The 14,215-nt window shown below is 52.3% G+C and carries 16 protein-coding genes; 6 read left to right on the forward strand and 10 right to left on the reverse strand.

The genetic code is table 11. The annotated features are described in order from the left end of the window. The coding region (locus ACI4N7_RS08680; RefSeq protein ID WP_439732964.1) for an ATP-dependent 6-phosphofructokinase at nt 1-1,001 on the forward strand (1,001 nt) is incomplete at its 5' end. A 159-nt stretch (nt 1,002-1,160) separates the two neighbouring features. Here ACI4N7_RS08680 and ACI4N7_RS08685 read toward each other — a convergent pair. Further along, on the reverse strand, nt 1,161-2,276 hold the full coding sequence (locus ACI4N7_RS08685; RefSeq protein ID WP_439732965.1) for an MBL fold metallo-hydrolase: 1,116 nt from the start codon (nt 2,274-2,276) through the stop codon (nt 1,161-1,163). Between the two features lies 1 nt (nt 2,277). Beyond that, nucleotides 2,278-3,072, reverse strand: coding sequence for a 4,5-DOPA dioxygenase extradiol (ygiD, locus tag ACI4N7_RS08690; RefSeq protein ID WP_439732966.1), 795 nt, complete (start codon nt 3,070-3,072; stop codon nt 2,278-2,280). A gap of 291 nt (nt 3,073-3,363) precedes the next feature. Between ygiD and ACI4N7_RS08695 the strand changes: the two genes are divergently transcribed. Beyond that, nucleotides 3,364-3,696: a winged helix-turn-helix transcriptional regulator gene (locus tag ACI4N7_RS08695; protein WP_439732967.1), complete on the forward strand. Its 333-nt coding sequence runs from the start codon at nt 3,364-3,366 to the stop codon at nt 3,694-3,696. 65 nt (nt 3,697-3,761) lie between these two features. On the opposite strand, the gene ACI4N7_RS08700 is transcribed toward ACI4N7_RS08695, so the two are convergent. The 6 genes from ACI4N7_RS08700 to ACI4N7_RS08725 all read right to left on the reverse strand — a co-directional run bounded on the left by ACI4N7_RS08700 (nt 3,762) and on the right by ACI4N7_RS08725 (nt 7,713). Then, complete coding sequence (locus ACI4N7_RS08700; protein ID WP_439732968.1) at nt 3,762-4,700, reverse strand: hypothetical protein; 939 nt, start codon at nt 4,698-4,700, stop codon at nt 3,762-3,764. Between the two features lie 148 nt (nt 4,701-4,848). Beyond that, complete coding sequence (locus ACI4N7_RS08705) at nt 4,849-5,073, reverse strand: DUF1659 domain-containing protein (RefSeq protein WP_439732969.1); 225 nt, start codon at nt 5,071-5,073, stop codon at nt 4,849-4,851. A gap of 26 nt (nt 5,074-5,099) precedes the next feature. Further along, nucleotides 5,100-5,306: a DUF2922 domain-containing protein gene (locus ACI4N7_RS08710; protein ID WP_439732970.1), complete on the reverse strand. Its 207-nt coding sequence runs from the start codon at nt 5,304-5,306 to the stop codon at nt 5,100-5,102. Next, nucleotides 5,303-5,533: a hypothetical protein gene (locus ACI4N7_RS08715; protein ID WP_439732971.1), complete on the reverse strand. Its 231-nt coding sequence runs from the start codon at nt 5,531-5,533 to the stop codon at nt 5,303-5,305. The genes ACI4N7_RS08710 and ACI4N7_RS08715 overlap by 4 nt, the downstream gene beginning before the upstream one ends. Nucleotides 5,534-5,576: 43 nt before the next feature. After that, the gene (locus tag ACI4N7_RS08720) at nt 5,577-6,662 is read right to left on the reverse strand and encodes an NAD-dependent epimerase/dehydratase family protein (protein WP_439732972.1); all 1,086 of its coding nucleotides are present in this window, start codon (nt 6,660-6,662) and stop codon (nt 5,577-5,579) included. A 67-nt stretch (nt 6,663-6,729) separates the two neighbouring features. Continuing rightward, complete coding sequence (locus ACI4N7_RS08725; RefSeq protein ID WP_439732973.1) at nt 6,730-7,713, reverse strand: glycosyltransferase family 8 protein; 984 nt, start codon at nt 7,711-7,713, stop codon at nt 6,730-6,732. A gap of 316 nt (nt 7,714-8,029) precedes the next feature. Here ACI4N7_RS08725 and ACI4N7_RS08730 point away from each other — a divergent pair, with 316 nt between their 5' ends. The 4 genes from ACI4N7_RS08730 (at nt 8,030) to ACI4N7_RS08745 (ending at nt 12,075) form a co-directional block, all read left to right on the forward strand. Continuing rightward, the gene (locus ACI4N7_RS08730; protein WP_439732974.1) at nt 8,030-9,220 is read left to right on the forward strand and encodes a glycosyltransferase; all 1,191 of its coding nucleotides are present in this window, start codon (nt 8,030-8,032) and stop codon (nt 9,218-9,220) included. A 91-nt stretch (nt 9,221-9,311) separates the two neighbouring features. Beyond that, nucleotides 9,312-10,661, forward strand: a complete 1,350-nt coding sequence (amrA, locus tag ACI4N7_RS08735; protein ID WP_439732975.1) for an AmmeMemoRadiSam system protein A — start codon at nt 9,312-9,314, stop codon at nt 10,659-10,661. Nucleotides 10,662-10,732: 71 nt separating this feature from the next. Next, nucleotides 10,733-11,638 carry an AmmeMemoRadiSam system radical SAM enzyme gene (gene amrS, locus ACI4N7_RS08740; protein WP_439732976.1) on the forward strand — a complete coding sequence of 302 codons (906 nt, stop codon included), beginning with the start codon at nt 10,733-10,735 and terminating at the stop codon, nt 11,636-11,638. 95 nt (nt 11,639-11,733) lie between these two features. After that, complete coding sequence (locus ACI4N7_RS08745) at nt 11,734-12,075, forward strand: cupin domain-containing protein (protein ID WP_439732977.1); 342 nt, start codon at nt 11,734-11,736, stop codon at nt 12,073-12,075. Nucleotides 12,076-12,159: 84 nt separating this feature from the next. Here ACI4N7_RS08745 and ACI4N7_RS08750 read toward each other — a convergent pair whose 3' ends face one another. After that, nucleotides 12,160-12,789 carry an NAD(P)-dependent oxidoreductase gene (locus tag ACI4N7_RS08750; RefSeq protein ID WP_439732978.1) on the reverse strand — a complete coding sequence of 210 codons (630 nt, stop codon included), beginning with the start codon at nt 12,787-12,789 and terminating at the stop codon, nt 12,160-12,162. 284 nt (nt 12,790-13,073) lie between these two features. Continuing rightward, the gene (locus ACI4N7_RS08755) at nt 13,074-14,150 is read right to left on the reverse strand and encodes a 3-dehydroquinate synthase family protein (RefSeq protein ID WP_439732979.1); all 1,077 of its coding nucleotides are present in this window, start codon (nt 14,148-14,150) and stop codon (nt 13,074-13,076) included. Nucleotides 14,151-14,215 lie beyond the last annotated feature (65 nt).

Consider the following 14,215-nt stretch of genomic DNA (forward strand, 5'->3'; position numbering starts at 1 on the left):
ATATTATGGATAAACTGGCAGTTCTGACCAGCGGCGGTGATGCGCCGGGCATGAATGCAGCGGTGAGAAGCGTAGTACGCACCGCATTAAGCTATGGAAAGGAAATTTACGGCATTTACCGCGGCTATTCCGGCCTTCTGGATGACGATATGGTTTCCATGGCATCTTCTTCCGTAAGCGGTATCGTCCTCCACGGCGGCACCATGCTGAAAACGGCCCGCTGCAAAGCCTTCTTTGAAGAAGAGAACCAGAAGAAGGCCGTGGATATCCTCCGGCGGCGGGGCATTGAAGGGCTGATCGTCATCGGCGGCGACGGTTCCATCCAGGGTGCTGAAAAGCTGTCCCGCCTGGGCATGCCTACCATTACCCTGCCCGGAACCATCGACAATGATATGCACGGCACCGATGAAACCATAGGCCATGACACGGCTGTGAATGCCGTAGTGTCTGCCGTAAGCCGTATCCGCGACACGGCATCGGCCCACAACCGGGCGGCCATTATCGAAGTTATGGGACGGTTTGCAGGAAATATTGCCCTGGATGCAGGACTGGCTTCCGGTGCGGAATATATCCTGGTGCCGGAGGTCCCCTTCAGCCGTGAAAAGCTGGCCAGAAGCCTGAAGCTGCAGATGGAAGCAGGAAGAACAAACAGCATTATCATCTGCGCAGAAGGTGCGGACGATGGAAGGGCTCTGGGAGACTGGCTGACCGAACGCACGGACATTGATATCTGCACTACCATCCTCGGCTTCATCCAGCGGGGCGGACAGCCCACCGCCAGAGACGGCATTCTGGGCTCTATCCTGGGCGCAGCTGCCGTGAAGGCCATGCTGGAAGGAGAAACGGACGCCCTGGCAGGCATGAAGCAGGGCCGGGTGCGGATTATTTCCTATGAAGATGCCAAAAAGGAAAAAGAACCGTTCCATCAGAAGCTGTATGAGCTCTCTGTCATGCTGGGAGCGGCCCAGCAGAGCGGAGATATCCGTGAAACAGGATTGTAAAAGAAAAGCACCGGCCAGGCCGGTGCTTTTTTTATGCCGATAATAGAAGGGAATAAATTTCTGCATTCTCAAACGCAGGGAAGCAGAGAGTTCAAGGCGCTGTAGGAACTTCGCCCTTTGAGCCTCTGAACCCGGGTGGCAGATCCGCCGCTCCTTTTATCAGTGGCGGATCATCTTCCCTTTCATATGAATCCCCGGCTGTCCGGGAATGTAAATATTTGTCCACACCTCCAGGGTGTTCCAGTTCTGTACATGCACTACGGCAATGCCTGCATTTTCCTGCCAGTGGACCATGTAAACGTGATCGGCGATTTCTTCCGCCGTAAAGGGCATGGTATCGGCATAGCCCTTATTGCTGCCTTCCGTCTGGGTAAAGGTGAGGGTTTTGTTGTCCTTGAATTCCACATCAAACACAGCAGAAGGCGAGAAATCCATGATCACGTGGTGGCCGATGCCGGGATAGAGGTCTTTTCTGGCCCAGGGTTCTATGCCGGTAATGACCCGGGCACCGAAGGCAAGGGTGTCAGCGCCGGTGAGATCAGGATATTTTTCACTCATGATGGACACGATGGCATCCGCCGTTTTGCCGCTGGCCAGAGCCTCCCGATAGCACTTGAGATATTCCAGGGTGCAGTCCAGGATGGCAGGATCTCCGCCGGATTCTTCTTTATAGTGATGGCTGGCAATGACTGCTGACGGGGAAAGGGCTTTCATGGATTCTACCTGGCTGATCCATTTGTCCAGTTCATCCAGCCCTTTGGTATCGGCCATCCAGGGATGGCTGTCTTCTGCCAGGGACACACCGCCCAGCACTGTTTTTTTCGAAGGCACATAGAGGAAGCTGTGCATTTCATCGTCCGGGCAGGTGACGATGCGGATTTCCTGTCCCTCCAGCAGAGGCAGCGATTTGACTGCTTCCGGCAGAATGAAACGGGAAGGTGCATCAGGACCCAGCGGTTTTTTCCATACGGCCAGCTTGTCATTCATGCTGGCGGATATCATCCAGGCCGTCTGGGCGGTGGAAAGGATACGGGCCTGGGGAAAAGCGTCGGCCAGCACGTCCAGTCCGAAGTAATAGTCCGGGTCAAAGTGGGAAATATATATGACTTTCAGTTCCCTGCCTGTCTTCCGGATAAGATCCACCAGTTCCTCCGCATACTGTTTCTGGAACTGGGCATCTATCAGAAAAGCTTCCTTTTCGCCGGTAATCAGGGTAGAGGTCACGTCAAAAATGGCTTTGGAGCCGGGATGGTAGATCTGGAATGAAAGAGACATATTATTTTCCTCCTTTGGTCAGAGAAAGGCCGAAAGCATATCCGGTCATGGAAATGGAGCCCAGGTTCCGGACCTGGTTGAACAGACAGGGCTTCTCGCCGGCTGCGGCGCCCAGAGCATAGAGAAGAGGCAGGAAATGGTCTGCCGTGGGAGCGGCATAGGCGCTGTCGGGATGGTCCCGGTAGGAAATGATTTTTTCATCGTCCCGCATCGTCATCGCAGAAGTAATGTATGCATCGAAGCGGTCTGCCTCAGGAGAACCGCCTTCGTTATCCCATTCCACCCGGGAAAGATTGTGTACGATATTTCCGCTGGCAAAAATCAGGAAGCCTTCCTCCCGAAGAGGCGACAGAGCCTGCCCCAGCTCATAGGACGACCGGGGAGAGCAGTTCCTGTCAATGGAAAGCTGTACTACCGGAATGGAAGCATCGGGAAACATATGAGAGAGCACGGTCCAGGTGCCATGGTCAATCCCCCAGTCGTCATTGATCTCTGCCGAAGGTAAAAGACTCAGCACCCGATCGGTGAGAGGACGAAAGCCCTTCGGCTCATACCGTACTTCATACAGCTCCCTGGGAAATCCGTACATATCATATACCTGGCGGGGAGAAGGGCTGGACTGCACATAGCTTTTCCCGGTGTACCAGTGGGCTGACAGAGACAGGATGGCCTTCGGCCTGCCGAAGGTCTCTATGACTTCGTTTCCCAAGCGATTGAAGGTACGGGTCAATTCATTCTTCTCCAGGGCAATCATGGGACTGCCGTGTCCTGCAAAAATAACAGGCATTCTTTTCATGACATCATCTCCTTGTGGTGTACTGGCGTTCCGGCGGAATAGCGGGCCGGTTCAGAGGGAGTATGACAGGCGGCCTGTAAAACCCTGCGCTGTCAGGTGCTGCATCAACCCTCCGCCCTGAAAGGGATGTCAAACCTTACAACCTTCTCCTCTAAATCCGGGGCGGCGCCGCTGCTCCCTGCACGGTATACTTTTTATACTTGCTTTTATTATATGACCGATATAAAATAGCTGACAAGAAGGATATTTCCCTTGACCTGGTATGAAAAACTTGCGTAATAGGAGGAAATCATGGAAAATCAATTATTCGGCGTCTGTCCCTATGTCACTGCCCAGAAGCTGCTGCAGGGAAAGTGGGCCATCCTCATTCTTCATGCTTTGAGTGAAGGCACAAAACGGTTCAATGATCTGGAACGGGAGATTCACATTACCCATGCCACCCTGTCCTCCCAGCTGAAATATATGGAAAAGGAAGGCCTGGTCAATCGCAGGGTGTATCCCGAAGTGCCTCCACGGGTAGAGTATTCCCTCACCGCCATGGGCCGCCGGTTCACGCCGGTTCTGCAGAGCATACGGCTGTGGGGAGAAGAGTACATAGAATTTCTGAAGGAAAACAGAAAATAAAAAGCACGGCCATCCTTTATGGATGGCTGTGCTTTTTTTGTGGATAAATGAAAGAACCGCCGGTGTTACCAGAGTCCCGCCGCTTTCATCTGCTGCCGTACCCTGTCTTCCGGTATGGAGAAATCGCTGCCGAAAAGTTCATGGGTCACATATTCCGGTTCCACGCATTCGATAATCTGCCGGGCAGCATCCGTTTGAAAGGGACGGTGCTGGTCAATGGATATGATGTGACGGCTGATAACTTCCGGTGTAATCACGGCAGGAGGCCTGCCGCTCAGGCTTTTCCGGTAGGCGCCGGAGAGGGAGCAGCTGAGGTGAATGCCTTTGATAAGGGATTTCATGGATCCCAGCCGTTCCACCACATGGCATACATAGCGGGCACCGTCTGCCTCCGTTTCCAGGTCGGGGTTTGTATTCATGAGATGGCCCGTATCCAGCATGATGCCTGTATTGTTTCCGGGAAGGAGGCTGAAGAAATAGTCCACTTCCTCCGGTTTCAGGGTATAAAGACCGGGCCAGAAAATATTTTCAAAAAGGACCTGCACCGTATCCGGAATTTCACGGGCCACAGACCCATATACCTCAGCCGTCGCCTTCAGAACATCCCTGTCGGAATAGCGGAAACGGCCGGTCCATATTTCATCCAGGGAACAGTGCGCCACATGCCACACCAGATAGGCCGGATGTTCCGCCAGCGCTGCTCGGATATTTCCCCGTATCTGCTCCTTCCAGGCATCTACCGTGGTTCCGCCGAAGGTATCTGTCAAAGATTTTTCCGTAGGGAAATCCTTTCGGCACAGCTCACGATTTCCCAGATAAAAATTCATCCAGTCAGGCCAGTAGGCCAGATGGCAGCCTACGGTCATGCGATCTGCCGGTTTCTCTGCCGCTTTCGTGCCGTATATCAGGTTTTCAATGCCGTCCAGATGGAGGCTTTTGACAATTTTTGCAATGCTTTCTTCCCGCTCATCGGGCATCATGTAATGACTGACGGACTGTTTCACGCTGTGTCTCCTGTCTGCCGGGATTATACCCGGCTGTTTTGTCCTGTTTCCTTTTTACTATACCACGGATCCGCCATGAATGGATTCCGGAAACATTTTTCAGCAGAAAAAGGCCGTGGATTTCTCCACGGCCTTGTCTCAGACGCCCTCAGGCATCGGTGAGATCTCCGGTTTCTACTCTGCGGATCCCGTTCAGGGGAAGGGAAGAGAGACCGGCCAGGGCAGTGCCTGCGTCCAGAAGCTGCTGGTCGGTGGCATCAAGCCTGATCTGTCCCAGGGACATGCTTTTCACTGCGGTTTTACCGGAAGCGGTGGTGCCGTTGTCAAAGCGGATCTGAAGTTTTACACCGGAAATGACTTTTGCTGCTGCCATGATATCCTGTCCTTTCTATAAAAATCCTACGCCAGTTCTTCGGAAGAGGTGGTAATGACGGTGGCTTTTTCCAGTTCCGTCACACCTGCGCCTGCACTGGTGACAAGGACAGGAATCAGCTTTGCGGCGGCTGCCTTCGCTTCATCCAGAGTCACATTGTCCCTGGGGCTGGACAGAGTGATGGTCATGGTGGACCTGCCGTCGGTTTTGAATACGAGTGCCAGATTTTTCATGCGGTACATCCTTTCTGAAACATGAGGGAAACGACAGAGAAGCCTGCAGAGGGCGTCTCCCGGGCCGGCGCTTCTCTTTCCGCCTCTCTGGTTATATAGTCACGGGGAGAAGCAAATAGTCTCACCGGCTGAGAAGTGCAGATGGACTCATGATCCGGTTTTATTTCATCAGGAGAGCCGGCGCGCCGCGTTTTCCACGTCTTTTTCCGGCCTGTTTCTCCAGACAAAAACGGCACCCCTTTCCGGAGTGCCGTTTGTATATCCGATTTTTCAGATTTTATAATATTCCTTATACCATTCCGCAAACCGGCGGAGTCCCTGGCGGAGAGTAGTAGAGGGACGATAGCCGTAGTCTCTTTCCAGTGCTTCCGTATCCGCATAGGTAACCGGTACGTCACCGGGCTGCATGGGCACCAGTTTCTTATGGCTTTCAAAATCATACTCTTTGGGAAGCACTCCGGCCCGCAGAAGTTCCTGCTGGAGAATGTCCACGAAACGGAGCAGGTTTTCCGGACGGCCGCCGCCGATATTGTATACCGCATAGGGCGGAAGAGGCAGACCATCCTCCCCGTTTTTCTTCTCCGGCGCCCCCTGCATGACACGGATCACGCCTTCTACAATGTCATCAATGTAGGTGAAGTCCCGTTCGCAGTGGCCGTAGTTGAATATCCGGATGGTCTTTCCTGCCCGCAGCTTGTCGGTAAACCCGAAATAAGCCATGTCCGGCCGCCCGGCAGGTCCGTAGACCGTGAAGAAACGCAGGCCGGTGGAAGGAATGTTGTACAGTTTAGCATAGCAGTGGGCCAGAAGTTCATCGGACTTCTTGGTTGCCGCATAGAGAGACACGGGATGATCCACTTTATCCTCTGTGCTGAAGGGAACCTTGGTATTGCCACCATAGACGGAAGAAGAGGACGCATAGACCAGGTGCTCCACACCTTTGGCACCGCCGTCATAGGAATGGCGGCAGGCCTCCAGAATATTGTAGAAACCGATAAGATTGGACTCGATATATACATCAGGATTGGTGATGGAGTAGCGCACGCCTGCCTGGGCAGCCAGATTGACGACTACATCCGGATGCCATGTGCTGAAAATGCTCTTTATGCAGTCCCGGTCTGCAATATTTCCGCGGATGAAATGGTATTCACTGCCTTCTGCAGCAGCGGCTTCCTTTTCCAGCTCCTGCAGCCGGTATTCCTTCAGTGATACATCGTAATAGTCATTCATATTATCAATGCCGATGATACGGATATGGGGTACGGAAAGAAGCCGCTTCACCAGGTTGGCTCCGATAAATCCGGCAGATCCGGTAATAAATACAGTTTTTCCTTCCAGAGTAACAGATGTTTTCATGATATTCTCCTTTATGGGCAGAGTCTGACAGAAATTTCCTTCCCGCCGGACCGGCTGCCGTTTTTTCTTACGCCTTGTCCTTCAGATATTGAAGATACAGGGAAATCATTTTTCCGTACCGTCCCTGCATACGGGCGGTGCGGGCGGCCTGGTGAAGATTTTTGTGTCCCTTCGGGGGCACCAGGGGTACGTCTTTCCAGGGGGATGACTGCTGGATGGCGGCGTATTCCTTCACCACCGGCCATTCCTGCACCCAGCTGTGCCAGGGCTTGGCATGGCCGGCAAAATGGATGATGACCTGCCGGTGATAGTCTTCATTCACCGGCTGCTTTTTAAAGAGAGACTGGCGGTCCAGGTTATAGAGGTAATTGTATTTCTTTTCGATATACAGACATTTTCCATCCAGCATTTCATTGTGGATATCCTGGTCATGGTGGGACAGCCGGTTTCCTACCCGTTTTACATTTTCCTCTGCCCGGCGCACGATATCATCAAAGAGCCCTTCTTTCATCCACTGGTCAACGTGGATCAGCATCATGCCGGCATTGAAATAGCGTCTGGTATGCACCCGTTTCATCTGGAGCTGCTCTTTCCGGTCGGATACCACAGCCACATCCTTTCCCTGAAAATCAAGATCCCGCAGATAGGCAATGGAGCCGCGGCACATCATATCCCCGTCCAGGTACAGCACCCGGTCAGTCAGTGGTGCCAGTGTGGGTGCCACCAGGAAACGGTAGAAAAAGGCGGCTACACCGTCGGACAGAAGCAGGCTCTTGAAGGCGCTGTCATCAATGAAATGGACCTCTATGGGACTTTTCATGATTTCTGCCGCTTCTTCCAGCCGTTCCTTCTCGTTTTCTTCCAGGTGGTTCACAAAAAAGTGGTAGCAGATGGGCAGATCTTTGTTATGTGCATGCACGGTAAGTGCCACCATACCCATATGGGGAATATAATCTTCTGTGCCGGTGAGGGCAATGTGGAAATCTTCTTTTTCTATGTTTCTCCCCAGATGGAGGGTGTCGGTAATCGCATGGGAAAGAACGTTGCTCATGAATATCTCCTTATTTCATGGAAATCGGTTTTCGTAAAACGTCAAAATCAGTCCCTATTATTTTATCATATTTAAAGAGCCATTGATTCACAGACTGAAATTTCACAGATATTTATAGAACTTTGCTCCATTTCTCTGCAGGTCTGCTGCCCTGCAGCTTCTTTCCCTAATAGATCCCAAAGGGAAGGATGAAATGAAATAACAGTTACATCAGCATTTTCCTGAAAAAGTATTTCTGTCCAATCTGCTATAATAAAGGCAGAATTCCGAGGAGGAAAAGCCCTGCTTTCCTCATTCAGGACAAAGGAGCAGACCCATGAATCTTTTACTGGCAGATCTTCATAAATTTGCAGGCTACAGCGGCGGCATAGAGCATGTACTGTCCCGCATGGCCTTTGCCATGGCAGAGAAGGGATACCACCTGTCCGTGGTCATGGCCGATGAAAAGGAAGGCACCCCTTTTTATCCCTTTCCGGAGGACTGCCATTTTTACAATCTCTTCCATATGCCCGGCATGAAACCTGTCCATATGAGCGCCTGGGGAAAGGGGCTTAGAGAAGTGACCCGTCTCTTCAGCAAGGAAGGAGCCCGGGAGCGGAATTACCGGATGCTGGCTTCCGCCCTGCCTCAGCTGGAGCGGGTGATGGCATTGGAAAAGCCTGATGTCATTGTATCCTTCCGGGAACCTACCGGCCGCCTGCTGCTGGAGGGCCTCTCCACGAAGGTGCCGGTGATTTCCATGCTGCATAATGATCCCGATGAAATTTTTGCCCATGCGCCTTCCGGCGAAAAAAAGGCACTGGAACGAAGTGCCCGCATCCAGGCGCTGATGCCTTCCTTTATCCAAAAGGCGGAAGCGTATCTGGACTACCACCATTTTGTCTATATCCCCAATGCGGTGTCGATTCCTGCCCTGTCCGCTTCCCCCGGTATTCCCCGCAAAATCCATACCATTACCAATGTGGGCCGCGTTACAGGCCGCACCAAACGGCAGCACCTGCTGGCAGAAGCCTTTGCCCTGCTGGCGGCAGATTTTCCGGACTGGCAGGTTAATATCTGGGGCGATACCTATGATAAGACCTACGTGACTGCCCTGAAGGGCATCCTGAAAAAATCAGGCCTGGAAAACCGCGTCCATCTCCGGGGCACCACGAAGGACATGGCTTCTGTGTGGAAGGAAACGGATATTTTTGCTTTCCCCAGCCACCACGAAGGATTTCCTCTGGCACTTACGGAAGCCATGGGCGTAGGCATTCCGGCGGTGGGCTACCAAAGCTGCCCTGCGGTGAATGAATTGATTCATGATGGAGAGGACGGCTATCTGGCTGAGGACGGCGCAGCTCCTTTCGCCGAGGCCCTTCGAAAGCTGATGGAAGACGCCGAAAAAAGGAAAGTCTTTGGCGAAAAAGCCAAAGAAAATATGAAGCCCTTCGCCCCCTCTGTGGTGTGGGACCAGTGGGACAGGCTCATCCGGGAAGTGCATGACGAACAAAACGCCTCCCGGTAATATGCCTGTGCTGCATGAATCTGTTTTTCCCTGAAAAGAGAGGAAAGCAGCGGCATCTCCCCTGCTTTCCGCAAGAAAGGAAGCGCATGCTATGGATACGACCTGTATGGCGGCGGGGCTGTTTCCCCATCCGCCTGTCATGATTCCTGAAATCGGTGGAAAAGAACTGAAAAAAATAGCCCTGACCGTAGAAACGGAACAGCGGGCTATGAAGCAGATGGTGGAAAAAGGGATAGAAACAGTCATTATCATCTCTCCGCATAATATGTGTTTCTATGACGGCCCGGCCCTCTTCCTGGCGGATACCATTTCCGGCAATTTGGCCGCCTTCGGGCATCCGGGGATTTCCATGAGCCTTTCCATAGACCGCATGCTGTCGGAAGCCATCCTGAAAGAAGCGGGGCCGGTGATCCCCCTGCACCGGGTGGATCGGGAGGAAGCGGCCCGGTATGGGAAGAGCCTTTCCCTGGACTGGGGCACCTTTGTCCCCATGTACTACCTGCTGAAGGCAGGATTCCAGGGCAGAGCGGTTCTTCTGTCCCCCTGCTTTTCTCACTATGAAATGAATGAAATCCTGGGGGCCGCTGTAGAAAGAGCAGCCGCCCGGCTGGGAAGAAGAATCGGCGTCATTGCCTCGGGAGATCTTTCCCACAGGCTGACCCCCGATTCTCCCAACGGCTATACGCCCAAGGGCATTCTTTTCGACAGGGCCGTCATGGATGCCCTGAAACGGCGTGACAAAACGCCGCTGACCTCTATGACGCCCGATTTCATTGAAGAAATCGGTATGTGCGGGCTTCCGTCGGTATACTTCCTCTTTGGCATTCTGGGAAAACGAAAGGCTGATATGCCCTGCTTTTCCCATGAAGGCCCCTTCGGCGTAGGATATGGCGTCTGCCTCTACCTTCCCCAGCAGGAAACCCCAAAAGAAGAAATTCATGATGTACGGGTCCAGCTGGCAAAGGAAAGCATCCGCCATTTTCTGGAAAAGGGAACCCTCATGCATGCGCCGTTCTCCCTTTCTCCCGCCCTGCAGGAAAAGGCCGGCGTCTTCGTTTCCCTTCATAAATTCGGCGCGCTCCGGGGCTGCATAGGCACCTTCCTGCCCTGTTACAGAAACGAGGCGGAAGAAATCATTCATAATGCCAAAGCTGCTGCCTGTGAGGATCCCCGCTTCCCGCCTCTTTCTTCCTATGAACTGGAGGATCTCACCATTTCTGTGGATGTCCTTTCCCGTCCTGAACCGGCCGAACTGTCCGGACTGGATGCAAAGAAATACGGCATCCTTGTGGAAAACGGCAGCCGCCGCGGTCTTCTTCTCCCCGATCTGGAAGGGGTGGATACGCCGGCGCAGCAGATTGCCATTGCCAGAAGAAAAGCAGGCATTGGAAAGGAAGAACCGGTAAAGCTGTACCGGTTTACGGTGCAGAGGTATTTTTAAAGGAATGGCCGGAGAAAAGCGGCATCATGCCGCCAGGGTCCCGGTTTTCCGTTTTTTCCGTGGAGGCTCTTATGGAATGTGCATTATATGATCAGGAAGAAGGCGGCATCTGCCTCTGCCGCCTCTGTCCCCGCCGGTGCCGGATTCTCCCTTCCCAGAGAGGCTGGTGCCGCACCCGGTGGAATGACCACGGCCGGCTGAAGGCCCTTACCTATGGACTGGTCACATCGGCGGCCCTGGATCCCATAGAAAAAAAGCCGCTTGCCTGGTTTCATCCGAAAAGCCGCATCCTTTCCCTCGGAAGCTGGGGCTGCAGCATGAACTGCCTTTTCTGCCAGAACTGGGAAATTTCCCAAAGAGAGGAAGAAAGCAGGAAGGTTACGCCGGAGCGCATACTCCGCCTGGCTGAAGCACTGACGGCACAGGGAAATATAGGCGTTGCCTGGACTTACAATGAACCGACCCTTTCTTTTGAGCTGATCCGTGACACCGCGCCTCTGCTTCACCAGGCAGGCCTGGTCAATGTGATGGTAACCAACGGTTTTATCGGAGAAGAAGCGCTGGACCTGCTTCTTCCCCTCATCGACGCCTGGAATATCGACCTGAAGGGATGGGATCCTCTCTTTTACAGATCCATCTGCGGCGCATCCAGGGAACCGGTTCTGAAAACCATTCAGAAAGCACAGGCAGTTTCCCATGTGGAACTGACAAACCTGGTCATTCCTGAAGAAAATGATGACCCCGAAACATTTGAGGACATGGTGCGCTGGATTGCTTCGCTGAACAAAGATATGCCCCTTCATATTACCCGCTTTTTCCCCCGCTGGCGCATGATGAACCACCCTCCGACGCCGGTGGGCACTCTGGTTTCTCTGGGAAACATCGCCAGAAAATACCTGTCCCGCGTCAAAATCGGAAACGTGTCGGAAGAAGAACTTGCCGCCCATCACTGGGATAATGAGTCCTCTGCGGGATAAAGAAATGCCGCTCCGGCAGCCATTCTCCCGCCATGTACCGAAAAGTATTTTCACTGAATCGCATACCCTGCCTGATACAGAAAGAAGGAAACCCCATGATAGAAAAAATTCCGCCTAAAATCATTGAACATGCCAACGGTGGCAAAGGCCACATTATCCTCCAGCCCATTGCGGGACCGGACATACTGAAAGACAAATGCCGGACCTATTTGAAAGCCACCCTGGAGAAGGGATGCTCCATGGGTGTACATCAGCACAAAGGGGATGGAGAAATTTACTACATCCTTTCCGGCCACGGCCTGTATACAGATAATGACACCACCTATGAAGTGAAACCCGGCGATGCCATGTTCTGCAAAAACGGCAGCCGTCATGGGCTGGAAAATACGGGAGACGAAGACCTGGTCTTCATGGGCCTCATTATTTATGACAACTGAGTCAGCCACGCAAAAAGCAGCACCCTCATGGTGCTGCTTTTTTTTGGTATGCCGGATAAGCTGCTTCAGCGCTTTCCTGCCGCCTTACTTTCTGACACTGATTCTCTGACGGATATGATTTCCCTTTTCCGCTTCATCCACCAGGGCAATGGCATAGTCTGCATAGGAAATATAGCTTTCTCCCTTTTCATTGACTGTGAATTCTTCCCCTGCCAGAGTGTAGGAGCCGGTTCTCTTTCCTTCCGGATCAAAAACGGCTGCCGGACTGATATAGGTCCATGCCACATCATCCCTTTTGCGGAGTTCCTCCAGTGCCTGTCCCATGCCATTGGCTACCGGCAGATAGTCCTTCGGGAAATCGGGGGTTTCGGAAAGCTTCAGGCCATGGATCTTGTCCATATATAAGCTGCCTGCACCGCCTACCACCAGAAGCCGTGTCCTGCTGCCGGAAAGAATATCTGCCAGGTGCTTCAATGTAACGCTGTGCAGGTACATTTTCGCAGGATCCCACACTCCGAATGCATCTGCCACCACATCAAATCCTTCCAGATCCTCCCGGGTAAGGTCCATAATATCTTTCTGAATCACCTTTTTCGCTGTGGTTTTGTTTTCACTGCGGACAATGGCGGTGACATCCATGCCTCTTTTCAGTGCTTCCTCAACAATCAGTTTTCCTTCCTTACCGTTAGCTGCTGCTACTGCAATTTTCATCATTCATTTCTTCCTTTCATCAAAACATACATCAAATATTTGATGTAATTTACTTAGTTACAAGTATATTAGCATATTATATTTGTAACGTCAATAGTTACATCAAATATTTTTTTACAGTCTTTAGGGGTTACATGCAATTCCCTTTACCCTTCATGCAGCCGGTAAATCCGCAAGCTTTACGGCCGGATAGGAAGAAAGGATGCTCCTGCAGGAAGACAATGAAAAAACGAACCTGCAAAATGCAGGTTCGTTTTTAACAGGCAGGAAATTCGATTTCCCAGGCCTCAGCTCTTCAGGAACTGTCCCAGCTCCCGGATGGGAAGAGTATAAAGGAATCCTTCACCGATTTCCTTGATCAGGGTAATCTGGATCACATCGCCTTTGATTTTCTTGTCATGCTTTACAGCTTCATACAGAATGTCATAGGGAATGGTTGTAGATGTAGGCAGGGACAGAGACTTCAGCACGTATTCCAGGCGGGAAGTGGTGCCTCTGCGAGTCAGTCCTTCCAGTTCAGAGCGGCGGGTGATGAGGTACATGCCGATGGCTGTGGCTTCCCCGTGGGTAATTTCTGCATCATTATAGCGGAGGCACCGTTCAATGGCACCGCCGATAGTATGGCCGAAGTCCAGGATACGGCGCTCTCCCCGGGAGAAGGGATCGATTTCAACATAGTGGGCCTTGATGGCGCAGCAGCGGCGGATGATTTCCGGAAGCACCCGGTAAATATCCATATCCGACGATACCTGTTCGAACAGTTCAAACAGCGCCTTGTCAGCTACGCAGCCAAGTTTGACCGCTTCCCCCAGTCCGTTGTGGAAATACCGGCGGGGCAGCGTTTTGGCCATGCCGGGATCAATGAATACCGCCTTGGGCTGGTAAAAGGTGCCCACCACATTCTTCCCGGCGGGAATATCCAGATCCAGCGTGATTTTTCCGCCGATAGAACTGCCGATCTGGGAAAGTACGGATGTGGGGAACTGTATATAGGAAATCCCGCGGTGGTAGGTGGCTGCGGTAAATCCGGTAATATCTCCTACCACCCGGCCGCCCAGGGCAATAAGCGTATCACTGCTTCCCAGGCCAAAATCTACCAGAGCGCCGTATACCCGGCGCACAATATGGAGCGTGCGCGATTTTTCGCTGGAAGGCACCACGATCAGCTGAGTGCGGATGCCCGCTTCCTCCAGAGATTTTACCAGCCCCATGCCATACAGCTTATCTATGCCGTCTTCCGTAATAATAGCCGCTTTTTCCGCTCCTGTCAGATCCCGGATCGCAGGGCCCGCTTTCCGTACCAGTCCTGTATCAATCAGAATATCATAGGAGTCCCTGCCAAGATTAATATGAATTTTATCCATATCCGAATCACCTCTTTCAAATACTCTTAATTTATCTCTATTATACATCATAGATAAAAGAAAAG

The sequence above is a fragment of the Dialister sp. genome (assembly GCF_051885895.1).
GTDB lineage: Bacteria > Bacillota > Negativicutes > Veillonellales > Dialisteraceae > Dialister.